22 protein-coding genes are annotated in these 25,040 nt (G+C 62.8%); 10 read left to right on the forward strand and 12 right to left on the reverse strand.

The genetic code is table 11. From position 1 onward, the window contains the following. Nucleotides 1-5: 5 nt before the first annotated feature. From ACTJKE_RS20255 to ACTJKE_RS20275, 5 genes are all read right to left on the reverse strand, one after another. A complete protein-coding gene (locus tag ACTJKE_RS20255) occupies nt 6-1,925 on the reverse strand; it encodes an AAA family ATPase (RefSeq protein ID WP_440692247.1) in 1,920 nt (639 codons plus the stop codon). 2 nt (nt 1,926-1,927) lie between these two features. Continuing rightward, nucleotides 1,928-3,076, reverse strand: a complete 1,149-nt coding sequence (locus ACTJKE_RS20260; RefSeq protein WP_112946630.1) for a hypothetical protein — start codon at nt 3,074-3,076, stop codon at nt 1,928-1,930. Between the two features lie 58 nt (nt 3,077-3,134). Further along, nucleotides 3,135-4,223, reverse strand: coding sequence for a hypothetical protein (locus tag ACTJKE_RS20265; RefSeq protein WP_110879312.1), 1,089 nt, complete (start codon nt 4,221-4,223; stop codon nt 3,135-3,137). A 166-nt stretch (nt 4,224-4,389) separates the two neighbouring features. Beyond that, nucleotides 4,390-4,776: a c-type cytochrome gene (locus tag ACTJKE_RS20270; protein ID WP_057254321.1), complete on the reverse strand. Its 387-nt coding sequence runs from the start codon at nt 4,774-4,776 to the stop codon at nt 4,390-4,392. Between the two features lie 77 nt (nt 4,777-4,853). Continuing rightward, nucleotides 4,854-5,441, reverse strand: a complete 588-nt coding sequence (locus tag ACTJKE_RS20275) for a thymidine kinase (protein ID WP_058321163.1) — start codon at nt 5,439-5,441, stop codon at nt 4,854-4,856. 247 nt (nt 5,442-5,688) lie between these two features. Here ACTJKE_RS20275 and ACTJKE_RS20280 point away from each other — a divergent pair, with 247 nt between their 5' ends. The 6 genes from ACTJKE_RS20280 (at nt 5,689) to ACTJKE_RS20305 (ending at nt 11,227) form a co-directional block, all read left to right on the forward strand. After that, nucleotides 5,689-6,645: a choline ABC transporter substrate-binding protein gene (locus ACTJKE_RS20280; protein WP_057253031.1), complete on the forward strand. Its 957-nt coding sequence runs from the start codon at nt 5,689-5,691 to the stop codon at nt 6,643-6,645. A gap of 81 nt (nt 6,646-6,726) precedes the next feature. Continuing rightward, entirely contained in the window at nt 6,727-7,572 is an 846-nt protein-coding gene (gene choW, locus ACTJKE_RS20285) for a choline ABC transporter permease subunit (RefSeq protein ID WP_440692250.1), read from the forward strand. Further along, entirely contained in the window at nt 7,569-8,618 is a 1,050-nt protein-coding gene (choV, locus tag ACTJKE_RS20290) for a choline ABC transporter ATP-binding protein (protein ID WP_057253027.1), read from the forward strand. Before choW ends, choV begins: the two co-directional genes overlap by 4 nt. Nucleotides 8,619-8,811: 193 nt before the next feature. Then, nucleotides 8,812-9,555, forward strand: a complete 744-nt coding sequence (locus ACTJKE_RS20295) for a HugZ family protein (protein ID WP_440692252.1) — start codon at nt 8,812-8,814, stop codon at nt 9,553-9,555. Nucleotides 9,556-9,674: 119 nt separating this feature from the next. Next, nucleotides 9,675-10,019 carry an ArsR/SmtB family transcription factor gene (locus tag ACTJKE_RS20300; protein WP_057253023.1) on the forward strand — a complete coding sequence of 115 codons (345 nt, stop codon included), beginning with the start codon at nt 9,675-9,677 and terminating at the stop codon, nt 10,017-10,019. A 176-nt stretch (nt 10,020-10,195) separates the two neighbouring features. After that, the gene (locus ACTJKE_RS20305; protein WP_058321166.1) at nt 10,196-11,227 is read left to right on the forward strand and encodes a Gfo/Idh/MocA family protein; all 1,032 of its coding nucleotides are present in this window, start codon (nt 10,196-10,198) and stop codon (nt 11,225-11,227) included. Nucleotides 11,228-11,248: 21 nt separating this feature from the next. Here the strand turns inward: ACTJKE_RS20305 and ACTJKE_RS20310 are convergent, their stop codons facing one another. After that, complete coding sequence (locus ACTJKE_RS20310; RefSeq protein ID WP_440692285.1) at nt 11,249-12,337, reverse strand: Gfo/Idh/MocA family protein; 1,089 nt, start codon at nt 12,335-12,337, stop codon at nt 11,249-11,251. Nucleotides 12,338-12,499: 162 nt separating this feature from the next. Beyond that, complete coding sequence (locus ACTJKE_RS20315) at nt 12,500-14,752, reverse strand: glycoside hydrolase family 9 protein (RefSeq protein WP_113511334.1); 2,253 nt, start codon at nt 14,750-14,752, stop codon at nt 12,500-12,502. Nucleotides 14,753-15,024: 272 nt separating this feature from the next. Here ACTJKE_RS20315 and ACTJKE_RS20320 point away from each other — a divergent pair, with 272 nt between their 5' ends. Both ACTJKE_RS20320 and ade read left to right on the forward strand, forming a co-directional pair. Continuing rightward, nucleotides 15,025-16,350, forward strand: a complete 1,326-nt coding sequence (locus ACTJKE_RS20320; protein WP_113511335.1) for an aspartate aminotransferase family protein — start codon at nt 15,025-15,027, stop codon at nt 16,348-16,350. A 129-nt stretch (nt 16,351-16,479) separates the two neighbouring features. Continuing rightward, on the forward strand, nt 16,480-18,177 hold the full coding sequence (ade, locus tag ACTJKE_RS20325) for an adenine deaminase (RefSeq protein ID WP_440692255.1): 1,698 nt from the start codon (nt 16,480-16,482) through the stop codon (nt 18,175-18,177). Nucleotides 18,178-18,201: 24 nt separating this feature from the next. On the opposite strand, the gene aac(6') is transcribed toward ade, so the two are convergent. Then, on the reverse strand, nt 18,202-18,666 hold the full coding sequence (gene aac(6'), locus ACTJKE_RS20330) for an aminoglycoside 6'-N-acetyltransferase (RefSeq protein ID WP_057253013.1): 465 nt from the start codon (nt 18,664-18,666) through the stop codon (nt 18,202-18,204). After that, nucleotides 18,666-20,300, reverse strand: a complete 1,635-nt coding sequence (gene bglA, locus ACTJKE_RS20335) for a beta-galactosidase BglA (RefSeq protein ID WP_440692258.1) — start codon at nt 20,298-20,300, stop codon at nt 18,666-18,668. The genes aac(6') and bglA overlap by 1 nt, the downstream gene beginning before the upstream one ends. Before the next feature lie 197 nt (nt 20,301-20,497). Here bglA and ACTJKE_RS20340 point away from each other — a divergent pair, with 197 nt between their 5' ends. Beyond that, the gene (locus tag ACTJKE_RS20340) at nt 20,498-21,415 is read left to right on the forward strand and encodes a sugar kinase (RefSeq protein WP_440692260.1); all 918 of its coding nucleotides are present in this window, start codon (nt 20,498-20,500) and stop codon (nt 21,413-21,415) included. Between the two features lie 304 nt (nt 21,416-21,719). On the opposite strand, the gene der is transcribed toward ACTJKE_RS20340, so the two are convergent. Continuing rightward, nucleotides 21,720-23,153, reverse strand: a complete 1,434-nt coding sequence (gene der, locus ACTJKE_RS20345; protein WP_057253007.1) for a ribosome biogenesis GTPase Der — start codon at nt 23,151-23,153, stop codon at nt 21,720-21,722. Here der and ACTJKE_RS20350 point away from each other — a divergent pair. Then, nucleotides 23,134-23,388, forward strand: a complete 255-nt coding sequence (locus tag ACTJKE_RS20350; protein WP_143032950.1) for a hypothetical protein — start codon at nt 23,134-23,136, stop codon at nt 23,386-23,388. The two genes, der and ACTJKE_RS20350, sit on opposite strands and share 20 nt — an antisense overlap. Before the next feature lie 104 nt (nt 23,389-23,492). On the opposite strand, the gene ACTJKE_RS20355 is transcribed toward ACTJKE_RS20350, so the two are convergent. Then, nucleotides 23,493-24,161, reverse strand: coding sequence for a tetratricopeptide repeat protein (locus ACTJKE_RS20355; protein ID WP_057253003.1), 669 nt, complete (start codon nt 24,159-24,161; stop codon nt 23,493-23,495). Nucleotides 24,162-24,441: 280 nt separating this feature from the next. Next, nucleotides 24,442-25,029 carry an NnrU family protein gene (locus tag ACTJKE_RS20360; protein WP_058321172.1) on the reverse strand — a complete coding sequence of 196 codons (588 nt, stop codon included), beginning with the start codon at nt 25,027-25,029 and terminating at the stop codon, nt 24,442-24,444. Nucleotides 25,030-25,040 lie beyond the last annotated feature (11 nt).

The following is a 25,040-nucleotide window of genomic DNA, read 5'->3' on the forward strand; positions in this document are numbered from 1 at the left end:
TCCCATCATAACCCCTGCCACCGGCCGTCGCGCTTCATCGCCTCGATCTCGCGGATCGCCTTTTCGCGCTGGCGCTCGCGGCGGATGATGTCGGTGACGGCGGCATCGTCGGATTTGTCGGTGTAGCGGAATTCGCTGTCGGCGTAGCGGTTGATCTCCTGCAGCACCATGTCGATGGTGATCGGGCCGCGTAGCGCCTCGATCATCGCTTTCTTCTCGTCGTAGCTCTTGTGCATGAACGAGCCGGCATCCCTGAACCAGTCATCCGGCAGCTCGACATCCATGGCGCGCAGCTTGATCGCGTCGGTGATGTTCTTGATCGCGCGGCCGGTAAAGCGCGGCTCGGCCTCCTTGATCATGTGCAGATAGGCGCCGACATCGGCGAGCGAGGCGAGCGCGCCCCGTTCCTTCTGGTAACGCTCCCAGACGGCGATGAGGCCATCCTCCTTCGGCCGCGCGTGCTCGGCATAGGATTGCGACACGGCCCGCTTGATCTCCTGCCCCTCGAACAATTGGTGTTCGCCGAGCGGGATCTTGTGGTTCTTGCCAACGAGCAGCGCGAAGATGTCGACATAGTCGTCTTCCGTCTGCGGCCCGTCGACCAGCCAACGGGCGCCGGCGCGCTGACGCAGCGCATCGTCGACATTCTCGGGATAGTTGGAGAACATGCCGAAGGTGCAGTTGCCGCGCACCACCGTCGAAGCACCGGCGAAGCTCTCCATCAGCACCGCCGTCACCTCATGCTGGCCGGCGGAAGCGCGATCATCGGAGCGCTTCGCCGCCACCTGGTCGACATCGTCGATCGTGCCGAAGCCGATCGCGCGCGGGTTGATGACGTTGTTGACGAACTCCTTGCAGTTCTGGCCCGATTTGCCCTGATAGGAGGAGATCTGGTCAACGCCGAAATTCTCGTAATGGAAGGCGTAGCCGGCAATCTCGCAATATTCGTTGAGCATGCCGGCGAGCATCTGGATCAGGATCGTCTTGCCGGTGCCCGGCATGCCGTCGCCGATGAAGGTGAAGAGGAAGCCGCCAAGCTCGACGAAGGGGTTCATCTGCCGGTCGAAGTCATAGGCCATCAGCATCTTGGCAAGCTTCAACGCCTGGTACTTGGCAATGTGGTTGCCGATGATCTCCTCGGGCTTCTTGAAGGTCATCACCAGCGGCTTGCGCTTCTGGCCCGGTGCGACATCGAAGCCGTTCAGCGTGAAATCGTCCTGGTCGAGCCGGATATGCACGGTCTCGAAGCTCTGCAGTCCAGTGAACCGCGCCTTGCGCGCGATCAACCCCTCGACTGCCACGCGCGAAAAGGCGCGCGCCCGGGCGGTCAGCGCCAGATCGTCAGGCGCCCCGGCAATGCCGTGGTCGAGCGCCGAGATGAGGCTCTTCAATGCGTCCTGCGGCGTGTCGAACAGAAAGTCGGGCTCGACCGCATCGTCCACCGGCTCGCCCTCACCTGAAAGCGTCGAGCCGAGATAGGCGGCAAGCGTAAACGCGGCGACATAGGCAGACGCCGAAAGCAGCGCCTTGAACTGGTTGGCCTCATCTCCTCCGAGCGGCGATGTGGCGTTTTTCGCCTGCAGTTGCTCGAGGTTTGTCTGCCGCGCAAAGACGTCGGCCACGGCGAGCGCCACCTGAATACCGCGGCGTGTGCGATAAAGCACGGCGTGCTGGGCCGGCGACAACATCGGATCGCCTTGGCGCACTGACTGAATGGTCTTGGTCAGCTCGACTTCGCGTGTGCGCCGCTGGCCACCGGTCGAAACCGTCGAGACGAAGCGGCGGCCGGTGCCGGCAAGCGTCGTCCCGGCGGATGCATCCTCGCGCTCCAGAATGATGAGCTTCGTCACCAGCCCCTGCGCCACCGCCTGATGCTTGGCGATGTCGTCCTCGTGCAGCGTCGTCAGCCCCGTATTGAGTGTCATCGTCAAACCTCGCTTACGACCTGGTTGCCGGAAATGACGTGGACCTTGTAGTCGCCGAACACCTGTTCGGCCTCGCCGGCGGCATAGAGCGCCTGATAGGCGTCGTGCGGCACCAGCGCGTGCTTCTCGTAGGAGGAGACACCCATGCGCGCCGCTTCCAGATTGGCGGTATCGATGTGGAACTCCTCCTGCGCCGGCGTCGATGACCAGAAGCCGCGTTTGGCGGGCCTTTCGGCCTTGGAGAAGACCTCCTGCACGGTCCAGGTCAGAAGCCAGGCATTCTCGGTCTTTCGCACCTTGGAGAGGATGTCGTTGATGCGCGCATTGTTCTCGGTGATCCCGGCAGAATAGAACGGGCCGAGCACGATGCGGCGCAGCTGCTTCGGATGGAGCTCGTCAAAATCCTTGTCGAGATTGGTCGCGATCGTCACCGGGGTCAGCGAATAGCTGCTGTTCTTGGAGGCGAAATCGTCGAAGCGGCTGGCGAGATCTGGATTGAGCAAACCACCAACCGGCAACGGGATCTCGACCTGCGGATTGAGCTTGCCGTCCTCGGTCACCAGCATCTCGACGATCTTCTCGGAGGAATCCTCGATCGTCGCCATGTAGACCATCGGCAGGGTATTGGCGCCGTCGAAGGCGCCCCAGCTCACGATGTAATAGGGACGCATCGTCTTGGAATTGACGGCGACGCGGATGGTCTCCGGCAAGATAAAGGGCGAGAAGATCTCACCCTTGCCGATCTGCTCCAGATAGAGCCGCTCGGCCATGCGCGTCTGCAACGCCTCGGGAAAGGCCTTCTGACGGAGGATGAAATCGACCATCTCGTCCCTCAGCGCATCGGCCGTGGGAATGTCGGCGAGGCGCTTTGCCGCCGTCTGGCGATCGTTCTCCAGTTCCAGCACGTTCTGGAACACCGGAAAACCGCTTTCGGCGCGCGAGATCCGGAACTGATCGACGAAGCCGATGCGGTTCTCCCAGCAGTCGATCGACGCCTTCAACCGGCCGAGATAGGGGACGATCACTTCGCCGACGACGGTGTTGCGATAGAGCGGCGAGTTGCGGTCGCCGAGAAAGAGTTCGAGCCCGGCGAGTGCGGCGTGGATCGACGCGAAATATTGTGCGACAGCGGATGAAGCCGCGACTTTCATGCAAATCCCCGTGGCGCGTGCCAGACGGCAAACTCGGTTCCGATCATTCGCCTGCCGATCACTGCTTCACGTAGTTGGCAGTGTTGTGCTTGTCCATGACAGCCTGGAAGCGACGGGCAAAGGCGTCGTCCGCCAGCTTCTTGCGGCGCTGGATATCCTGCGTCGAAAGCATGTTCTTTTCATGCATTTCGAGGAGATCGCCGATATGGCGCTGCGCAGCGGCACCGATGCCGGCCATCGTCTCTTCGGCGGCGGTGTCGACCTGGCTGCCGAGCGTGTTGATCTTGTGGGCGACATCCTGCTGGGCAGCCGTCTTCAAGGAGTCTTCCAGCGCCTTGTAGAGCACGATGCGCTGTTCGGTATCGATCGTCAGCTTGTTGATCAGCGTGTTCTGCGCGGCGATCTGGTTGTTGAGCGAATCGACGAAGGTCTGGAACATCGCGGTGTAGCGTTCGAGCGTCTGGCTCTCGGCGAGCAGCTCCTGTTCCTTGGCCTGCTTCTCGTTGTATTCGGTGGCAAGCGCCGAGCGTTCGCCTTCGAGCTCGGTGCGGACCTTCTGCTCCGTGGAGGCGGCAATGCGGTTTTCGATGTCGAGCAGCAGGGGGTTCAGTTCCTCGATGCGCTTCTGCACCTCTTCGAGGTTCGCCATCGTACCCTTGCGGCGCTCGATCACCTGGATCAGGCTCTGCTCCGAGGTCTTGTAGCGCTGGTCGAGGACCGACTTCTGCTCCTTGAGGATGCCGACGATCATGTCGGACTTCGACAGCAGCTCCTGCAGGTTGCCGGCAAGCGACATGTTGCGCACGCGGTCGGTGCGCATGCGCTGCATCTTCTGCTTGGAGAAGATGCCGATGAACTTCTCATAGCCGGTATAGTTCTTCATGCTCTCGAATTCGGAGCCGAAGACATTGGTCGCATCCTCGAGGCCGATGATCAGGTCGGCAATGTTGGCTTCCATCACTTTCTGCTGGTTGATCACGTCCTGGATGCGGGCGTTCTCGATGTCGAAGTTGACGTCGCCGAGCTTGGTCTCGGCCTTGGCGAATTGCTCCAGCACCACACCGGATTGCTCGAGCTTGCCGCGCATCTGTTCGACGACGCCTTTCGTCTTCTCGATCTCCGCGTCAAAATTCTGAAGAGTCGCCATGTCCTGCCCCTCGATCCACCGTGGCGCGATCCGCCAGCCCAGCCGAATTATTCAGCCTTCGATTGCAGTTATATAAAGGGTGTTTATGGAAAGAGAACAAGCCTGCCGCAGCGGCTTTTTTCGATCAAGCGTTGCAGCGAAGTGCTTGAGATATCGAAGGCATTGCCTATTTGGCGGCCGGCGGCGCCTTGAGATAGGCGATCACGTCGGCAATGTCCTGAGGTTTCTTGAGACCGGGAAAAGTCATCTTGGTGCCGCCGACCATCGCCTTGGGGCTCAAGAGATATTCGCTCAGCGTCGCCTCGTCCCAAACGTGCCCCTCGGCGCCGAAGGTCTTCATCGCCTCGGAATAGTTGTAGTCGGCAACCGACGCCACCGGCCGGCCGACCACGCCCATCAGGCTCGGGCCGACGCGATTGACCGGCTCGCTGGCGGTGTGACAGGCCGCGCACTTGCGGAACACCGCGGCACCCGCCGTCGCGTCGCCGCCGGCGTGGGCAGCCGGAGCTGCGACACCAAGACAGAGGAAAAGACTGGAAAGCAGGCGCCGCATCGAAAACCTCTTGCTGACAGGACCCGACGAGAATGGCACCGCGACCAAGGCGGCCGCAAGCGGCCAGTCGGTCGCACTCACTCGCAACGCATCAGGTCGTCCCAATGGCGCCGGCAATAGGAGACGTATTTCTCGTTGCCGCCGACATCGACCTGGGCACCCTCGCGCACCACCTTGCCCGTACCATCGAGACGCACGACCATCGTCGCCTTGCGGCCGCAATGGCAGATGGTGCGCACCTCGCGCAACTCGTCGGCGAGCGCCAGCAGCGCCATCGAGCCCGGAAACAACTTGCCCTGAAAATCCGTACGTAGGCCATAGGCCATGACCGGAATGCCGATCCGGTCGGCGACCCGCGCGAGTTGCCAGACCTGCGCCTCGTTGAGGAACTGCGCCTCGTCGACGAAGACGCAGGCGATCTCGCCGGCACCATCGGAATGAAGCGTTTCGATCAGCGTATAGATGTCGTCATCGCCATGGAACGGAATGGCGTCGGAGGCAAGACCGATGCGCGAGGAGATGCGGCCTACCCCTGCCCGGTCGTCATGCGCAGCGATCAGCATCACCACACGCATGCCGCGCTCCTGGTAGTTGTAGGAGGCCTGCAACAGCATCGTGCTCTTGCCCGCGTTCATCGTCGCATAGCTGAAATAGAGTTTGGCCATCTTCACCGCGTCCGGTTTCCGTCTCCCGGGTAATGACGAGCCTTGTCCCGGAAGGCCAGAGCGTGTTTGCGGCACCCACAGTTTTTCGCCGGACTAGACCATTTCGTGGACAATGCGACATTCAGCGTCGCATCGTGCACCCCCTCAGCATATTGACGCAATACACTTCCTTCGACATCAAAGCGCTTGAATTCGCTATCCAATGGTGTTTGGCTAAAACAATAATAGAGGCAGGGGAACGACAACGATGAAAAAACGACTCTCTCTCAAACTGATGCTGGCGGGCGCCGTTTCGGTCGTCGCCCTCGCCGCTGGACAGGCTGCAGCTGCCGAGCCGGAAAGCTGTGGTACCGTCCGTTTCTCCGACGTCGGTTGGACGGACATCACTGCAACCACCGCGACCGTTTCCACCGTCCTCAAGGGCCTCGGCTACCAGACCGACATCAAGGTTCTCTCGGTTCCGGTCACCTACACCTCGCTCAAGAACAAGGACATCGACGTCTTCCTCGGCAACTGGATGCCGACCCAGGAAAACGACGTTCGCCCCTATCTCGACGACAAGTCGGTCGAATCCTTCGGGCCGAACCTGGTCGGCGCCAAGTACACGCTGGCGACCAACGCCAAGGGCGCTGAGCTCGGCATCAAGGATTTCAAGGATATCGCCACCAAGAAGGACGCGCTTGAAGGCAAGATCTACGGCATCGAGCCCGGCAATGACGGCAACCGCCTGATCATCGACATGGTCGACAAGGACACCTTCGGCCTCAAGGGCTTCGAGGTGGTCGAATCCTCCGAACAGGGCATGCTGGCGCAGGTGTCCCGCGCCGAAAAGGATGGCTCGCCGATCGTCTTCCTCGGATGGGAACCGCATCCGATGAACGCCAACTTCAAGCTGACCTATCTTTCGGGCGGCGACGACATCTTCGGCGCCAACTTTGGCGGCGCGGAAGTCTTCACCAACGTGCGCGCCGGCTACACCACCGAGTGCCCGAACGTCGGCAAGCTGCTCACCAACCTCAAGTTCTCGCTCCAGATGGAAAACGAGATCATGGGCAAGATCCTGAACGACGGGCAGGAGCCGGACAAGGCTGCCGAGGAATGGCTGAAGGCCAATCCGACGGTCGTCGATCCGTGGCTTGCGGGTGTGACCGCCAAGGACGGCGGCGATGGCCTGGCCGCGGTCAAGGCCGCTCTTGGCCTCTGATCGGCATCAAGGCGGGGAAAACCCCGCCTTTTTTCACCGCGTCATGCGCTCCTTTTGACCTGACGAGACGGATTTACCTTCGTGGAATATCTGACCGATAACCGCATCCCCATTGGCGGCTGGGCCAAGGCGTTCGTCGACTGGCTGACGACGAATTTCGAGCTGTTCTTCGACCAGCTCGCTCGCTTCCTCTCCGGCGTTGTCGCCGTGCTGCTCTGGATTCTCCAGACCCCTCACCCGCTGATCGTCGTTGCCGTGATCACGGCGGCTGCCTGGTGGTTCCGCCGCTCGATCGGCGTAACGCTGTTCACCGGCCTCGGCCTGCTGCTGATCATCAACCAGGGCTACTGGAAGGAAACAACGGAAACGCTGGCTCTGGTGCTCGCCGCCAGCTTCGTCAGCATGGCCGTCGGCGTTCCGCTCGGCATTGCCGCCGCCCGTCGCGCCTGGATCTATGCCATCATGCGGCCGATCCTCGACCTGATGCAGACGATCCCGACCTTCGTTTATCTGATCCCTGCGCTGATCCTCTTCGGTCTCGGCATGGTTCCCGGCCTTATCGCCACCGTGATCTTCGCGATCCCTGCGCCGATCCGCCTGACCCGCCTCGGCATCATCTCGACGCCGCCGTCGCTGGTCGAGGCCGCCCAGGCCTTCGGCGCAACGCCCCGCCAGGTGCTGCGCAAGGTGGAACTGCCCTTCGCCATGCCTCAGATCATGGCCGGCCTGACCCAGACGATCATGCTGTCGCTGTCGATGGTGGTGATTGCCGCCCTCGTCGGCGCCAACGGCCTTGGCGTTCCGGTCTTGCGAGCCCTGAACTCGGTGAATGTCGCCAAGGGCTTTGAAGCCGGCCTCTGCATCGTCATCCTGGCGATCATCCTCGACCGCCTTTTCCGCTCGTCCGACGAAGGAGAAGGCGCATGACCACCGCCGTCGTATTCAAGAACGTCGATATCATCTTCGGCAACAACCCGCAGATCGCGCTGCAGATGGTCGACCAGGGCAAGACCCGCGACGAGATCGGTGCCGAAACCGGCCTCGTGCTCGGCGTCGCAGGCGCCTCGCTCGAAATCACCGAGGGCGAGATCCTGGTGCTGATGGGGCTTTCGGGCTCCGGCAAGTCGACCTTGCTTCGCGCCGTCAACGGCCTTGCGCCGGTGGTGCGCGGCGACGTCGAGGTGAAGACCTCGAACGGGCCGCTCAATCCCTACCGGACCAATGCGAAATCGCTGCGCGACTTCCGCATGCACACGGTCTCGATGGTGTTCCAGCAGTTTGCGCTCCTTCCCTGGCGCACCGTTGCCGACAATGTCGGCTTCGGCCTCGAGCTTGCCGGTATGCCGGACGCCGAGCGCAAGGCGCGTGTCGGCGAACAGCTCGACCTCGTCAACCTGACGAAATGGGCGGGGCGCAAGGTCAATGAGCTTTCGGGCGGCATGCAACAGCGCGTCGGCCTCGCCCGCGCCTTTGCCACCGGCGCACCGATCCTGTTGATGGACGAGCCGTTCTCGGCGCTCGACCCGCTGATCCGCACGCGACTGCAGGACGAACTGCTCGAGTTCCAGCGGAGGCTGAAGAAGACCATCATCTTCGTCAGCCACGATCTCGACGAGGCGTTCCGCATCGGCAACCGCATTGCCATCATGGAAGGCGGACGCATCATCCAGTGCGGCACGCCGCAGGATATCGTCAAGAATCCAGCCAACCAGTATGTCGCGGATTTCGTTCAGCACATGAACCCGATCACCATGCTGATGGCGAAGGACGTGATGCAGACCGGCGTGCAGCGCGGCGCGACCGTTGCCGGCGTTACCGCCACGGCCAAGCCGACGACACCGCTCGTCGACATTCTCGACGCCATGTCCCGCCAGCCGGGCAGCATCGGGGTCGTCGACAACGGCTCCGTCGTCGGCACCATCGACGCCCAGGACATCGTTCAGGGATTGACGCGGCACCGCAACAAAAGTTGACGAAGCCGCTCATCAAGCCAATAAAAGCCCGGAGCGTCGTTCCGGGCTTTTTTCGTCACAGCATGTTTCCTTAAAACGTAGCCGATTTCAGGATAAAAACATGCAGCCATTCAAAGTGCTACGGCGACCTTTGCGCGTCTGATAAGACGCGGCGCTGTAGGCATTGATGGCATGGCAGGAAAGGTTCAAAGACATGAGCGACAAGCCGAGCGTATTGCGCGACACCGATGACGAAGCCCGCACGCTAGCCCGCACGCTGCTGCGCGGCGCGCGCAGCGGCTCGCTCGCCGCGATCGAGCCTGACAGTGGCGGCTTTCCCTTCGTCAGCCGCGTTCTTGTCGGCATGGATGTCGACGGCGTACCCGTCATCCTGATCTCGAAGCTGTCCACCCACACCCAGGCGCTGCTTGCCGATATCAGGGCCTCGTTGCTGACCGGCGAGCCCGGCAAGGGCGATCCGCTCGCCCATCCCCGCCTCACGGTGCAATGCACGGCCGAACAGGTCGCTCGCGACAGTGAAGCCCATGCGCGCATCCGCGAGCGATTCGTTCGCCGTCACCCCAAGTCGAACCTCTACGTCGATTTCCCCGATTTCGGCTTCTTCCGGCTGAAGCCCTTGCGCGCCAGCCTCAACGGCGGTTTCGGTCGCGCCTATGTGTTGACCGCGGAAGATCTGCTGATCGACACGCCCGCCATCGCCTCGCTCGCCGCCACGGAAGCCAGCGCAATCGAGCACATGAACGCGGATCATTCGGACGCCGTGCAGCACTATGCGGTCAAGCTCTGCAATGCGCCGGAAGGCAATTGGAAGATCGTCGGGATCGACGCCGCCGGCCTCGATCTTGCAGATGGCGATCGGCTGAAACGCCTTGAATTCCCGGCACCTATCGAAGACAGTTCCAATTTACGGGCAATTTTGCGTGAACTTTACGGTTAATCGCGGGATAGCTACCCCCATTTCTTGCAGTGGGTGGTTGCCCTTTTATGCATCACGACTAATTATCATGCTTCGTCAACCATAATTACGCGTGATGTACTTTTCGCATGGAGCACGCAATGCAGCCACTTTCGCCTGAAAAACACGATGAAGCCGAGGTAGCAGCCGGTTTCCTCTCGGCCATGGCAAACCCTAAGCGCCTTCTCATCCTCGATTCCCTCGTCAAGGAAGAGATGGCAGTCGGCGCATTGGCCAACAAGGTTGGGCTGAGCCAGTCGGCTCTCTCCCAGCATCTTTCGAAGCTCCGTGCCCAGAATCTCGTCAGCACCCGCCGCGATGCGCAGACGATCTATTATTCGAGCTCATCCGACGCAGTGATGCGGATTCTAGGCACGCTCAACCAAATCTACGGCGACGAACCGATCGTCACCGCAGAAAAGACTCCGGTCCGCAAGTCGGCCTGATATTCGGTTCGCTCTGCGAACCCGTCGAACAGCCCCACACGAGAAATCGCGCGGGGCTTATTCTTTTCAGCAGGGCGCCACCACATCCGGCTTCTCCACGGACGTTTACCGAGCCTTGAGACTTCGGCGGCACCATGCGCCGCAGCAGGGTCGGCCGGAGCAACGGACACAAGGGAATGCGTGACAAGGTCCGTTGGGGTATTGCCGGAACCGGCACAATCGCAAACAGTTTTGCATCGGATTTCCGCTTCGCGGGTAACGCGACGCTTGTCGCGGTCTCATCCCGCAGCGCTTCGAACGCCGCGGCTTTCGCCACACGCTTCGGCGGAATCCGCAGCTCTCACGATATCGGCGCGCTCGCCGCCGCCCCCGACATCGACGCGGTCTACATCGCCTCGCCCAATGCGCTCCATCGCGACCATGCCGCCCTCTTCCTCGCGGCCGGCAAGGCGGTGCTGGTCGAGAAGCCGCTGACGACATCGGTCGCCGACGCGCGCGCCCTTGAAGACGCAGCCGCCATCAGCGGCACCTTCGCGATGGAAGCGCTGTGGACCTGCTTCCTGCCGGCAATCGCCGAGGTTCGCGCACGCCTGCGTGCAGAGAGGCTCGGAACCATCCGCCATGTCCGGGCGGAACTTGCCTATGAGAAACCGTTCGACGCGAACAGCCGCTTCTTCGATCCGGCCCTGGGCGGCGGTTCCCTGCTCGATCTCGGCATCTATCCGATCGCACTTTGCCTGAACCTTTTCGGCCAGCCGAAGTCCATTGGCGGCACTTGGAGAAGCGCGCCCACCGGCGTCGATGTCTCGGCAGACGCCAGGCTGGCCTATGACGGCTTTGATGCTGACCTGAGGTGCGGTTTCGATCGAAACGGCCACAATCGCTTCGTCATCGACGGCGATCGCGGTACGCTCGTCATCGACGCGCCGTTCCTGAAGGCAAGCCGCCTGTTCGTCGCCACCAGCGCCCCGGCACGCAACCTGCTGACATCGACGGGGGAAGCGTTTTTCAGGGCTGCGCGGCGGATCCCCCTGCCCGGTCTCAAACGCTTCGACCATGCGTTTCCCGGCAACGGCCTGCAATTCGAGATCGAGGCCGCCAGCGCGGCCATCCTGGACGGCCGGCGCGAGCATGCGCTGATGCCGCTTTCACGCAGTATCGAAGCTCTGGAAATTATCGAGACGATCCGCGCCAATGGACCTACCTGAGAGGTCCATCCCGAAGAGTCCCTAAAAATCGAACGGACGATAGTCCCGCCAGCCACTGTTGAGCGCGAGCACGACCTCGGTCAGATGCCGCGCCGTCGCGCCGGAGAAGAATGGTGTTTCGCCGCGGTTGATCGCATCGGCCTGAACGGCAATCCCCCGCACGAAATCGATCTGCGACGGAAAGGCCGGAAGCGCCGGCGCTGACGATGTCTTGGGGTAGCGCACCCTCATACCGGGGTAGAGCCGCATGGGCAGCTTGCGCCCCATCTTCCATTCCAGCCAGTCGAGACCGCGATGCATCAACGAGCGCTTGGCGCCGACCGCTTCGACATGAACGGGCGAGCGATTGTCCCAGAGATCCCGCACCACGATCGTGCCCTTGTCGCCGATAACAGTCAGCGACCGGTCGCGCGGTGCCGCCAGGCCGCAGGTGACGCGCGCCGTCACGCCCGAGCGGAACTTCAGGCAACCCACCGAGAAATCAGGGCCGAGCGTCAGCGTCTCGGTTCCCGGGCCTTTGTCCGGAAAGGTCAGGGCCGAAATGGCGCTGACCTCGGCGACCGGCCCGAAGAGCGAGACGAGCCAGCTTGCGGCGTAGCCCGCGTGCTCGAGCGTGCAGCCAACCTCGAACTCGTGCACGCCCGGCCAGCGGGCGCCCGAGCGGCTGCGCCAAGCGCGCCAGTTCGCCTTGAAGACCGGCCCATCCTCCATCTCGGCATAGACCAGACGTGGCGTGCCGATGGTCCCAGCCGCAAGCAGGCTCGCACAGAGCGCCTGCGCATCGCTAAGGCCATTGGCCGGCGCGCCGGCAAGCACCAGAGCACGCTCGCGGGCAAGCGCGACCAGTTCGCTCGCCTCCTCCACGGTCATCGCCAGCGGCTTCTCGCAATAGACGTGCTTGCCGGCGGTGAGAGCGGCGCGGTTGACCGCGTAATGGCTTTCCGGCGTCGTCAGATTGACGACGATCGAGACGGTAGGATCGGCGAGCACCGCATCCAGCGAGGCATAGGGCGAAACCTTCCAGTAGCGCGCAAAGGCGTCGAGACGCACCGCGTCGCGATCCCAGACGCCGACAAGCCGGAGCTGCGGATGATTGGCAAGCGTCGTCATGTAATAGTCGGCGACGAAGCCGGTTCCGACAAAGGCTATTCCGGTCACGCTTTCAGTCTCCTAGCGCAATTCCAGGAAAAGTGTGAAACGGTTTTCCGTCCGGAATTGTGTAATTTCAAACAGTTAGAGTATTTCACTGTTTCAATGAAATAGTGAAATACTCTAGCGCGCATCGGCAAGGAACGAGGCAACATAGGCGAGCGGCGCATTCCAGTTGATGGCGATTTCATTGGATCCATAGGCTTCGATGTCGTCGGCATAACACGTCTGCGGCGCACATCCCTTCAGGTGTTGCCGTGCGACGTCATCGACGAAGGTGGAATTCGGACCGCCGGCGAGAGAGCCAACCGGCGGGTTCGGCAGTTGCGGGTCCCGCTGGTGCGCATACCAGCGACTGTGCTGGTTCTTGGGCGCGCGGGTGCCATAGCCTGTGACGTAGGACAGTGCCATGGCATTGCGGCCGAGAATGTAATCCATGCCCTCGCGCGCACCATCGAGAAGGCTCTTCTCGCCGGAGAGATCGAAAGCGGCCGACAACACGATGATGTTCTGCAGCATCAGCTGGTTCGATCCCCAGTCGTAGCGTCTGCCCTCGGGTCGGTAGACGAGCCCGAAGGGCTCTGTTTGCTGCACCGACAGAAAATGCCGCGCTGCCGCAAGCACCGCGTTTCGGATCAGTTCACGCTCGTCGTCCGGCAAGCCCGTACCATAAAGGGCCAGTTGCAGTCGCGCGAAGCCGGCGACGTTGCGCCAATCGAAGGCGCCGCCGGGAGACAGCGTATCCGCCGCCCAAAGCGGCGACGCCCGCAGCACGTCGAGATAGGCCTCGTCACCGGTCGTCAGATAGAGCTCGGTCGCCGCCCAGAAGAGTTCGTCCGAAATGCTGTCGTCGTCGTAGTCGCCACCACCGCCAAGTCCGTCCGACTTCGGCGCAAGGAGTGCGGGATTGGCATTGGCGGCCATCCAGGCCTTGCGCGCAGCCGCGAGCAGACGTGCCGAGAACGTCGGATTCTGATCGGCGAAAAGCCGGGCGCCTTGAGCCGCGACGGCTGCGACATCGAGCGTTGCGGCAGTCGACGGACGGTAAAGCGCCCGCGGCTGCGGATCGTCGCTCGGCAGCATCGGCGGCGCGGTCCAGGTGGTGTCGTGGACCTTGTGGTGCACCATGCCGGCGAGCGGCTCGCCATCCGGAACCATCATGCGCAACAGGAACTCGAGCTCCCACCGCGCCTCGTCGAGAATGTCGGGCATGCCGTTGCCGTTTTCGGGAATGCGAGAGAGACCGTCGCGCGTCACCGGCGAAGCCGCGGCGTAGACACGCCCGCGTTCGTAGGCGGCAAGCAGTTGCGCGGCGGACAGGGCGCCGGTCACCGCGTATTTGCCGTGGTCGCCTGCGTCGTACCAGCCGCCGGAAACGTCCAGTCGATAGGAACAGGACCAGCCACCGTAAAGCGCCACGGCCTGCTTGCTGTCGAGGCATGGGACTGCCGTATCGCCCTGGTTCGGCGCCACGCCGACATGGCCTGCGGACCGGGCGTAGGCCTTGCCGGCGATCGCTGCCTTGATCTCGATGCCGCTACGCTGGGGATAGAACCAGGAAAGCGCATCGACGCGCAGACGGTCATAGAGATTGTCGCCGATCGAGAAGCGGTCACTCGCCCAATCGCCGGACACAAGGCGATAGCCATCGCCGGCCGTCGCGAAGGATGAGAAATCCGCGACCTGCGTTTCGACGCCCGCCGTCGGATCGAAACCGCTTGGTTGCGTCTTGCCCTTGCCGACGACCTTGTCCTTGGCGTCGAGCAGCTGGAAATCGATGGGGCGCTTCACATCGGCAATGAAGGTCGCGCGCTTCGGACCGTCGGTGAAGTAGCCGAGCTGGTTTGCTCGAATGACGGGCCCCTCGGTGGCCCGCTTCGCCGCCTGCGACACCGCACCGGTCGCGACCAGCGATACATCGTCAAGACAGATGCGACCGGCCTCCGCACCCCCGAGCGGCAGCACCAGTTGCGCCTCATCCGGTTCGGTTGCCTCAAACTCCACGGAGAACGGACTGCCGCCCGGCGACCCCACCGTCGTAAACTCGGCAATGGCGGTCCAGGGATCTGCGGCCCGCTGCACCCTGACAGCGATCGAGCGCGCCGGCTTGGCGGCAATCCTCAGCGACAGGCGATAGATGCGCCCGGGCACCAGCGTCAAACCATTGACGCCGACGATCTGGCTCCAGACTTCTCCACCGCCGTGGACCTCCACGCAGAGCCGCCCGTTTTCCCGCTCGAGGGTCAGCCCGTCGCTCGCCCAGAACGTGTCCTGCCCCTTTTCAAAGCGACCGTCGGCGATCAGTTCGGTAGCGACTGCCGGACCTGGCAGGAAGAGCGCACCAATTGCCGCGTGTACTATCCCCAACCTCGACACGTCCCAGCTCCCGATTGGTCAGGCCGGGCCGCGGGGCGCGCATACCCATTCACAGGCGGCCATGGACCCGGCAAGGCATGGCAACGCAGCGTTGCCGCAAACAAGTTAAGCTAGAGAAAATTTCCAGCCAGAAGACAAAAAATCGCCACCCCACAGGCTCTCTGTGCGGGGCTTCCAAGGCTTGACGCGTCCCGGGGCGCTGATAGTTTGACCAAAGGGTAAAAAATGCGGGCGGCGAGCGCCTGACGAAGAACTGACCGAGGAGAACTGCAATGTCGAACCGTCTCAACACTCCGAATGATCTGCGCGCCTTCTGGATGCCGTTCACCGCCAACCGGCAGTTCAAGAAGGAACCGCGCCTGTTCGTCGGCGCCAAGGACATGTACTACACGACCCATGACGGTCGGACGGTTCTGGACGGAACGGCAGGTCTGTGGTGCGTCAACGCCGGCCATTGTCGCCCGAAGATCACCGAGGCGATCCGCGAGCAGGCGGGCGAGCTCGACTATGCGCCGGCCTTCCAGCTCGGCCACCCCAAGGCCTTCGAACTGGCGAACCGCCTGGTCGATATCGCGCCCGAGGGTATGAACCACGTTCTCTACACCAACTCCGGTTCGGAATCGGTCGACACCGCGCTGAAGGTAGCGCTCGCCTACCACCGCGCCAAGGGCGACGGCTCGCGCTTCCGCCTGATCGGCCGCGAGCGCGGCTATCACGGCGTCAACTTCGGCGGCATCTCGGTCGGCGGCATCGTCTCCAACCGCAAGATGTTCGGCACGCTTCTGACCGGCGTCGACCACATGCCGCACACGCACCTGCCGGCGCAGAACGCCTTTACCCGCGGCGAACCGGAACATGGCGGCGATCTCGCGACCGAGCTCGAACGCATCGTCACGCTGCACGACGCCTCGACCATCGCCGCCGTCATCGTCGAACCGGTGGCCGGCTCCACCGGCGTGCTGATCCCGCCGAAGGGCTACCTGCAGAAACTCCGCGACATCTGCACCAAACACGGCATCCTGTTGATCTTCGATGAAGTCATCACCGGGTTCGGCCGCCTCGGCACGCCGTTTGCCGCGCAGTATTTCGACGTCAAGCCCGACATCATCACCACGGCCAAGGGCCTCACCAACGGCGTCATCCCGATGGGCGCCGTCTTCGTCACCTCCGAGATCCATGATGCCTTCATGAATGGCCCGGAGCACATGATCGAGTTCTTCCACGGCTACACCTACTCCGGCAACCCGATCGCCTGCGCCGCCGCGCTTGGCACGCTCGACACCTACAAGGAAGAAGGCCTGCTCACCCGCGCCGCCGAACTCGCCCCGTACTGGGAAGAGGGCCTGCACTCTCTGAAGGACTGCCCGAATGTCATCGACATTCGCAATCTCGGCCTGATCGGCGCGATCGAACTGCAGCCGATCGCCGGCGAACCGACCAAGCGCGCCTTCTCGGCTTTCCTCAAGGCCTATGAAAGCGGCCTCTTGATCCGCACCACCGGCGACATCATCGCGCTGTCGCCGCCGCTGATCATCACCAAGGCGCAGATCGACGAACTCTTCGGCAAGCTGCGCGCCGTTCTCAACAGCAACATCTGAGCAGGCCAACCGCCAACGATCTTGACCCTTTCCCCGGCGACGGGGGAAGGGTTACTCTTATCTGCCACATCGAACCTGGGCGCGATCACACCGATCGCACCGGGCGCCAAAGAAAACTGGAGTTGCCTCATGTCCGAAGCGCTGGAACGTTACATCGATCAGGGCGTCGGGCGCGAACCGGCAGACATCGTGTTGAAGGGTGGGCGCTTCTTCGACCTCGTGACCGGCGAACTCGTCGCCTCCGACATCGCGATATCAGGTGACCGCATCGTCGGCACCTTCGGCAACTACGACGGACGCGAGGAAATCGACATTTCCGGCCGCATCGTCGTGCCCGGCTTCATCGACACGCATTTGCACATCGAATCTTCGCTCGTGACACCGCATGAATTCGACCGCTGCGTCCTGCCGCTCGGCATCACGACCGTCGTCTGCGACCCGCACGAGATCGCCAACGTGCTCGGTACCGAAGGCATCCAGTTCTTCCTGGATTCGGCGCTCGAAACGATCATGGACATCCGCGTCCAGCTCTCGTCCTGCGTGCCGGCGACGCATCTGGAGACGTCGGGCGCCGATCTGCCGATCGAAAGGCTTCTGCCTTTCCGCCATCATCCGAAGGTCATCGGCCTCGCCGAGTTCATGAATTTCCCCGGCGTCGTGCACAAGGACCCGGTCTGCCTCGCCAAGCTCGACGCCTTTCAGGGCGCGCATATCGACGGCCACGCGCCGCTGCTGTCAGGCAAGGACCTGAACGGCTACCTCGCCGCCGGCATCCGCACCGATCACGAATGCACGAGCGCCGAAGAGGCAATGGAGAAGATCCGCAAGGGCATGCATATTCTGGTGCGCGAAGGCTCGGTCTCGAAGGACCTGCATGCGCTCATGCCCATCATCACCGAGCGCCTGTCGCCCTATCTGGCGCTCTGCACCGACGACCGCAATCCCCTTGATATCGCCGAACAGGGCCATCTCGACCACATAATCCGCACGGCGATCGCCGCCGGCGTCGAGCCGTTGGCGATCTACCGCGCCGCCTCGATCTCGGCCGCCCGCGCTTTCGGGCTGCGCGACCGCGGGCTGGTTGCGCCCGGCTGGCGCGCCGACCTCGTGGTGATCGACACATTGAAGAACTGCAAGGCCGAGACGGTGTTTTCCGGCGGCCGCCGGGTGACCGATGCGCTGTTTGCGACCCGAAACCCGGTTGAGCCCGTCGGCCTCGACAGCGTCAAAGCCGGCCATGTCCATGCCAGTGCCTTCGGCATCCCCGTCTCAGATGGCGATACGTCGGTCATCGGCGTGCTCCCCGGTAAGATCATCACCGAACACCGCCGCTACCGCCTGCCGGCCGTCGGCAACCAGACCGGCCTCGACCTCGGCCGCGATATCATCAAGGTCGCGGTGATCGAGCGCCACGGCGTCAACGGCAACCACGCCAACGGTTTCGTCCAGGGTTTTGGGCTGAAGAAGGGCGCGATCGCCTCGACCGTCGGTCATGACAGCCACAACATCTGCGTCGTCGGCGTCAATGACGAGGACATGGCGATCGCCGCCAACCGGCTCGGCGAGATCAAGGGCGGCTTCGTGGTGGTCGAGGACGGCAAGGTGACCGGAGAGATCGCGCTTCCGGTCGCGGGTCTGATGAGCCTCGAACCTTACGAGTCCGTCCGCGATACGCTGCATCACCTGCGCCACGCCGCTTTCGCCCTTGGCGCGACGCTGGAGGAACCCTTCCTGCAACTCGCCTTCCTGCCGCTGCCGGTCATCCCGCACCTGAAAATCTCCGACCGCGGACTGGTCGATGTCGACAAGTTCATGCTGATCGGGTGAGTTCCATCCCTGCCCGCGGGATCCTCAATTGTCTGCCACGGCCGGCGACAGTTCCTTGCGGAAATAGACGACCCGCTCCGTCTCCTCGAAGCCAAGCGCCATGTGCAGGCTCTGGCTCCTGAGATTGTCGGTCGCCGTGTCGGAAGCGAGTTCCTGGCATCCTTGCGATGTTGCCCAGCGTTCCACCGCCGTGATCAGCGCACGCGCGACGCCGCGACGACGATATCCGGGCAACACATAAATCCCTTCGAGAAAGGCCACGGGCGAGGTTTCGCAGCCGTTGACATAGTCCCGGCGGATCGACGCCTCGGCAAAACCGGCGGCAACACCAGCCTCGTCCTCGCAGAGGAACGACGCATAGCGATCGGTCTCGGCAAGAGAGGACTCGACTTCCGCGCGGTGCTCCGCTTCCGGCGTATCCGGCCAGAGCGCCAGACGCATCTCGACCCAGCGGCCGATGGTTTCGCCATCCATCAACAATACGCGCATCAGAGCTTCCCGCAGAAGGCCGATAATCCGTCAAGCTGGATGCTACCCGCTTCGAGGCGCGCCGGATATCCGGGCAAATCCAGGGGCTCGACGACAGCGGGGACCAGAAACGCCTGCGGTTCGCGGGTGAGATTGAAGACGAAGAGCAAGCGCTCGCCATCTTTTTCGCGAACGAAGGCCAGGAGATCGCTGTTGCTATCGAGGAAATGCATCGCGCCATCGTGCAGAACCGGTCGCGATTTGCGGAAGGCGAGCGTCGCGCGGTAGTGGCCAAGCACCGTATCCGCGCCTTCGGTCATGGCATCCACGGCCAGGCGGCGGTGTTCAGCCGGAACCGGCAGCCAGGGCTTGCCGCCGGTAAAGCCGGCATTGGCCGCCGCCTCTTCCCAGACCATCGGCGTCCGGCAGCCATCGCGGCCCTTGTAGGAGGGCCAGAAGCGGATGCCATAGGGGTCGCGCAGGTCCTCGAAAGCGAGTTCCGCCTCCGGAAGTCCCAGCTCCTCGCCCTGATAGAGACAGATCGACCCGCGTAGGCTCGAAAGCAGCGTGATGGCGAGCCGCGCCACCCTCTCCCGCTCTGCTTCGTTCCGAGCGAAGCGGCTGACGTGGCGCGTCACGTCGTGGTTGGAGAAAGCCCAGCAGACCCAGCCGTCGGTGACGGCCTTCTGGAAATTCTCGACGCAGCGGCGGATATGGGCCGCGGTGAAGTCCGGACCGAGCAGGTCGAAGGTGTAGCACATGTTGAGCTTGTCGCCGCCGCCGGTATAGGCAGCCACGGTCTTCAACGAGCGGGCGCCGTCGCCCACCTCGCCGACCGTCATGCGGCCCTCGTAGCGGTCGAGCAGCGCCCGGAACCGCCTCAGGAAAGCGATGTTTTCCGGCTGGCTCTTGTCGTAGAGATGGTCCTGCATGCCATAGGGGTTCACGTCGGGCGCATCGTTGCTGGTCGCATCCGGATCGGGAACCAGCGGCGGGTTGTCGCGCAGATGCCGGTCGTGAAAATAGAAGTTCACCGTGTCGAGGCGGAACCCGTCGACGCCGCGATCGAGCCAGAAGCGGGCGGCATCGAGCACCGCGTCCTGTACCGCCGGATTGTGGAAGTTGAGGTCCGGCTGCGAGCCGAGGAAATTGTGCATGTAGTACTGCTTGCGCACCCCGTCCCACTCCCAGGCGGGGCCGCCGAAGATCGACAGCCAGTTGTTGGGCGCAGTGCCATCCGGCTTCGGATCGGCCCAGACATACCAGTCGGCTTTCCCGTTCGTCCGGCTCGAGCGGCTCTCAGCGAACCAGGGGTGGCGATCGGAGGTGTGGGAAATCACCTGGTCGATGATCACCTTGAGGCCGAGACGGTGGGCCTCACCAAGCATCTCGTCGAAATCCGAGAGCGTGCCGAACATCGGATCAACGTCGCAGTAGTCCGATACGTCATAGCCCATGTCGGCCTGTGGCGAAGTGAAGAACGGCGACAGCCAGATCGCGTCGACGCCAAGCGAGGCGATATGCGGCAGCCGCCGGGTAACGCCCTTGAGATCGCCGATGCCGTCGCCGTCGGTGTCCTGAAAGGAGCGCGGATAGACCTGGTAGATCACCGCGCCGCGCCACCAATCGTCATTCGATGCCTGCCGAGACGTCATGAAATGCCCCTTGAAGACCGATGCTCCACGCCAGAGCGGGATGATGAGGAACCAAGGTGTATCGCCGCCCGGCGCGGGAGTAAACGCCGTTCCTTCCTCTCGGTCCGCCGCGAGCCCTTCACCAGAAACAATCTCTTGCCGAGATCGGCTGAGCCCCTTATCCCGTCTCAGGCGAAATCTTGTGAGGAGGAAAGTCGTTGGCCGGGAAGATGCTTGCGATCGGGGAGTGCATGGTCGAGCTCATGCAGGCGGAAGGCGGGCTGCTGCGTAAAGGTTATGCCGGTGACACCTTCAACGCCGCCTATTATGCGCGGCTGTTCATGCCTGATGACTGGACCGTCGGCTATTGCTCCGCGGTCGGCACCGACACGGTTTCCGACGAGATGCTGGCCTTCATGGCGGAAAAGGCGATCGACACGTCAGCCGTGCGCCGGATCGAGAGCCGCTCGGCCGGGCTCTACATGATCCATCTGAAGGACGGCGAGCGCAGCTTCTCCTACTGGCGTTCGCACTCGGCAGCCAAGCTGCTCGCCGACGATGCCGATCATCTGAGAAGCGCGATCGAGGGCTCCGGCCTGATCCTCTATTCCGGCATCACGCTGGCGATCCTTGCACCCGACGCGGTCGAAACGCTGCTGTCGGAACTGCGCCGTGCGAAAGCGGCCGGCAGCCAAGTGGTCTTCGACCCGAACATCCGCCCGCGCCTCTGGGACGACGCCGAGCGCATGCGCCGGACGCTGACCGATGGCGCCCGCGCCGCAACCCTCGTCATGCCGAGCTTCGACGACGAAGTCACCCATTTCGGCGACGCCTCGATCGAAGCGACGATTGCGCGTTACAAGGGTCTTGGCGCCACCAATGTCGTCGTCAAAGATGGCGAGAAGGGCGTGACGCTTGCCTTCGGCGATGCGCCGATTGAGCACGTACCGGCAACCCCGGTCGAACGCGTCGTCGACACCACCAGCGCCGGCGACAGCTTCAACGGTGCCTTCGTCGCCCGCCTTGTCACCGGTGATCAACCGGCTAAGGCCGCCGCCTTCGCGGCAAGCGTCGCCGCCGGCGTCATCGGCCATCACGGTGCGCTGGTCGCCAGGGAGAGGCTACCTGCGGCGTAGGTGGCAGAAGAAAGGGCCTAACGGCGCTTCTCAGGCTGCTGATTAAGATATTTCTGATAGTTGTAAGCTTGCCGGAAAAACCTTTGCGCCAGCCAAAATCTCCGTCATTCCTGTGCATGTCACAGGAATCTCTAGCGGTTCCGCTGGAACTGCGGGACCAGCCCAAGTCCTTGGGCTGAAGGGTCTCTGACCCGACGGACGTCGGGTCGCTGGATCCCCGCCACGGGGGCGAGGATGAGGGGAGATTGGGGTCGCGCTATCGCCAGAAAACCATCTTCAAGGTTTGTAGCAGTCTGGGAAGCGCCTAGCGGCGCTTCTTCGCCTTGGACTCGTAAGGATTATCGCCCGCGCGGAAATGCATGCGAATCGGCACGCCCGGCAGATCGAAATCGTTGCGCAGGCCGTTGATCAGGTAGCGCACGTAGGATTCCGGCAGCGCGTCGGGACGCGTGCAGGAAATCATGAAGCCCGGCGGACGTGCCTTGACCTGCGTCATGTATTTGAGCTTCAGGCGGCGACCGGACACGGCCGGTGGCGGATGCTGAACCGTCTGCGATTCCAGCCAACGGTTGAGCCGCGCGGTGGAGATGCGGCGGTTCCAGGTCTTGTCCGTTTCGATGATGGCCTGCATCAGTCGGTCGAGACCGTAACCGGTGTGGCCGGAAATCGGCACGGCGCGGATGCCGCGCGCCTGCGGCAGGAGCCTCTCGGTCTTTTCGCGAAGGTCGGCGAGCACCGCCTGCCAGTCCTCGACCAGATCCCACTTGTTGAAGGCGAGCACCGCCGCGCGGCCCTCACGCAAGACGAGATCGACGATCTGCAGGTCCTGCTTCTCGAAGGGAATGGTCGCGTCGAAGACGATGACAACCGTTTCGGCAAAGCGGATCGCGCGCAGCGCGTCGGCGACCGAGAGCTTCTCCAGCTTCTCCTGTACCTTCGCCTTGCGGCGCATGCCGGCGGTGTCGAACATCTTGATGGTACGGCCGCGCCAGTCCCATTCGACCGAGATGGAATCGCGTGTAATGCCGGCTTCCGGCCCGGTCAAAAGTCGGTCTTCGCCGAGGAAGCGGTTGATCAGCGTCGACTTGCCGGCGTTCGGGCGGCCGACGATCGCCACGCGCAATGGCTTGGTCTCGTCATAGGCTGTCTCCGCCTCTTCCTCTTCGCCCTCTTCGTCTTTGAACGTCGGGCGCAGATCGATATCGGTCTCGGCCACGTCGTCTTCCGGCGGATAGGCCCGCTCTTCGCCGATCGCAGCGACGATCGCGTCGCGCAGGTCCAGCATGCCCTGGCCGTGTTCGGCCGAGATCGGGCAAGGTTCGCCAAGGCCGAGCGTAAACGCATCGTAGAAGCCGCCATCGGAGCCGCGCGCCTCGGACTTATTGGCCACCAGCACCACCGGCTTGCCGCGCCGGCGCAGCATTTCGGCCAAGGTCTCGTCGGCCGGCGTCAGGCCGCCCTTGGCGTCGACCAGGAACAGCGAAAGATCGGCTTCGTCGATCGCGGCTTCCGTCTGCGCCCACATGCGACCCTGCAGCGTGTCGGGCCCCGATTGCTCGAGACCGGCCGTGTCGATGATGCGGAAGCGCAGGTCGATCAGCTTTGCCTCGCCCGGCCGCCGGTCACGGGTGACGCCCGGCGTATCGTCGACGAGCGCCAGCTTCTTGCCGACCAGACGATTGAACAAGGTGGACTTGCCGACATTGGGACGCCCGACGATGGCGACGGTGAAGCTCATGGATCTATCCGTTTCCGCTTGGAGCGCCGCAGCCGATGGGCGGGCCGCGCTCGTAATTTCGTTCTGTGCCGCATTCAGGCGGCTCGCGAGCGTTTCCGTAGAGGAACTGCCCCATCTGATTGTTTGCCTGCAATTCGCAACGCAAAACCGCTGCGCACTTTTGCTGGAACTGCTTGTCTGCCTTCCGCAGTTCCGGACGCAAAACCGCTACGCACTTTTGCTGGAACTGCTTTAAATGCTTTAGCGCACAACCCCAAGATCGAGATCGATTTTGGGATCATGCGCTGATTCGAAAGGGTCGTGCACCCTGTGCCCATCCACGTGGAATGGGCGGAAACCTTAGGCCTTGCCGCTGGCCGTGATCACGTCGAGCAGCATCTGGGCGCGACCGGTGATGTTGCGCGGGCTCTGCGTGTCGTCGACGATCTGCTGGAACCAGGTCTTCGCCTTGGCGTAGTCGCCGGCCTTGTAGGCCGAGAGACCAAGCGCTTCGCGCGCCGAGTGGCGCATATTGTTCTGCGGCGTCGCAAGCTGCTCGACTTCAGCCGAAACCTGATCGTAGCTGCCGGTATCGACGAGCAGATAGGCCGCACGCAGTCGCGCCGCTTCCTGAATGGCAGCCGGAACGCTGCCGTCCTTGCCGATGGCGGAGAATGCCTTCACCGCCGCATCGGTGTCGCCCTTCTGGGCCTGAAGCGTTGCAGCGCGCAGACGAGCCAGCACCGGATAGGCGCCGTAGCCGTCCTTCTCAAGCGCGTTCAAGGCAGCGAGCGCCTCGTCCGTCTTGTTTTCCTTCGCCAGATTGAGCGCCTGCAGGAAGGCGTCGCCCGACTTCGAGGAAGCTCCCTCCTGCCAGTACTCGAACCCGACCTTGCCGATAGTGCCGAGAACGATAAGCACGGCGATCGCCGCGATGAGACCGCCGAAACGAGCCCAGATGCTCTTCATCTGGTCGGAACGCAGTTCCTCATTGACCTCGCGGATAAAGCTGTCGTCTTGGTTCGCCATCTACTGCCCCGGCCTTGCCTGCCCACTGGTACGCCATTCCGACCGTCATCGACGGGAACAGCGCACAATCTCAAACTGTTCGAGCATGCACGACGCGTTCTAGCGCACGCATCACGCTCTCATGGATTTTGCGCCTTCTACCCGATTTTGCGGCGCTTGTAAGGGGGCCGACGTTATTTAGAGCGCCTACGGTCGACACGAGGTCACCTCCGTCGCTCTAAATTTTTTGTTACACGCAAGTCGGGACGCAAAACCGCTGCGCACTTTTGCTGGAATTGCCTTAGCCCATCACCACGGGGGCAACCCCGATCAACCACTCGTGAAGCTTCCAGACGAAGAGCCCGTAGGCGACGAGACCGATGACGATGGCCAGCACGTCGTTCGTCGATGACTTGAACACCGGCAGCACGCGCTCCCCTGCCCGCTCGCGACGCTTCAGCGAGATGCGCAGGATCACCGCCCAGGCGAGAAACGATCCGAAAAGCAGGACCGAGGACGTCTCGCCGTTCGCCAGCAGGTGCGCCAAAGCCCAGGTCTTGATCGACAGGATCTGCGGATGCTTGACCGCCACCGCAATGCGGCCCGCCGGCAGGAAGCCTGCAGCAAGGAAGACGAAGGCGAAGAGCATCAGGAGCAGCGCTATGTGGCGCAGGAACACCGGCGGATTGTAGAGCATGCCCGTTTCGCCGCGCGCCTGGCCGAAACCATAGATGATCAGACAGAGGCCGATGAGGCTGAGGATCGCATAGATCCCCATCCAGGTGCCCTTGCCGCGACTCTCGATGATGCCGGCGCGAAAGCCGGGCGCAACCACGCGGATGAGATGCATGCCGAGAAAGATGATGATGCCGAGAACGAGTATCGCCATGGGGCCACCGC

Source organism: Ensifer sp. 22521 (assembly GCF_052044795.1).
Lineage (GTDB): Bacteria > Pseudomonadota > Alphaproteobacteria > Rhizobiales > Rhizobiaceae > Ensifer.

Bases quoted from the DNA above. Each gene is read 5' to 3' on its own strand.
- ACTJKE_RS20255 (WP_440692247.1), bottom strand. From the start codon at position 1,925: ATGACACTCAATACGGGGCTGACGACGCTGCACGAGGACGACATCGCC.
- ACTJKE_RS20260 (WP_112946630.1), bottom strand. From the start codon at position 3,076: ATGAAAGTCGCGGCTTCATCCGCTGTCGCACAATATTTCGCGTCGATC.
- ACTJKE_RS20265 (WP_110879312.1), bottom strand. From the start codon at position 4,223: ATGGCGACTCTTCAGAATTTTGACGCGGAGATCGAGAAGACGAAAGGC.
- ACTJKE_RS20270 (WP_057254321.1), bottom strand. From the start codon at position 4,776: ATGCGGCGCCTGCTTTCCAGTCTTTTCCTCTGTCTTGGTGTCGCAGCT.
- ACTJKE_RS20275 (WP_058321163.1), bottom strand. From the start codon at position 5,441: ATGGCCAAACTCTATTTCAGCTATGCGACGATGAACGCGGGCAAGAGC.
- ACTJKE_RS20280 (WP_057253031.1), top strand. From the start codon at position 5,689: ATGAAAAAACGACTCTCTCTCAAACTGATGCTGGCGGGCGCCGTTTCG.
- choV (WP_057253027.1), top strand. From the start codon at position 7,569: ATGACCACCGCCGTCGTATTCAAGAACGTCGATATCATCTTCGGCAAC.
- ACTJKE_RS20295 (WP_440692252.1), top strand. From the start codon at position 8,812: ATGAGCGACAAGCCGAGCGTATTGCGCGACACCGATGACGAAGCCCGC.
- ACTJKE_RS20300 (WP_057253023.1), top strand. From the start codon at position 9,675: ATGCAGCCACTTTCGCCTGAAAAACACGATGAAGCCGAGGTAGCAGCC.
- ACTJKE_RS20305 (WP_058321166.1), top strand. From the start codon at position 10,196: ATGCGTGACAAGGTCCGTTGGGGTATTGCCGGAACCGGCACAATCGCA.
- ACTJKE_RS20310 (WP_440692285.1), bottom strand. From the start codon at position 12,337: ATGACGACGCTTGCCAATCATCCGCAGCTCCGGCTTGTCGGCGTCTGG.
- ACTJKE_RS20320 (WP_113511335.1), top strand. From the start codon at position 15,025: ATGTCGAACCGTCTCAACACTCCGAATGATCTGCGCGCCTTCTGGATG.
- ade (WP_440692255.1), top strand. From the start codon at position 16,480: ATGTCCGAAGCGCTGGAACGTTACATCGATCAGGGCGTCGGGCGCGAA.
- bglA (WP_440692258.1), bottom strand. From the start codon at position 20,300: ATGACGTCTCGGCAGGCATCGAATGACGATTGGTGGCGCGGCGCGGTG.
- ACTJKE_RS20350 (WP_143032950.1), top strand. From the start codon at position 23,134: ATGGCGACGGTGAAGCTCATGGATCTATCCGTTTCCGCTTGGAGCGCC.
- der (WP_057253007.1), bottom strand. From the start codon at position 23,153: ATGAGCTTCACCGTCGCCATCGTCGGGCGTCCCAATGTCGGCAAGTCC.
- ACTJKE_RS20355 (WP_057253003.1), bottom strand. From the start codon at position 24,161: ATGGCGAACCAAGACGACAGCTTTATCCGCGAGGTCAATGAGGAACTG.
- ACTJKE_RS20360 (WP_058321172.1), bottom strand. From the start codon at position 25,029: ATGGCGATACTCGTTCTCGGCATCATCATCTTTCTCGGCATGCATCTC.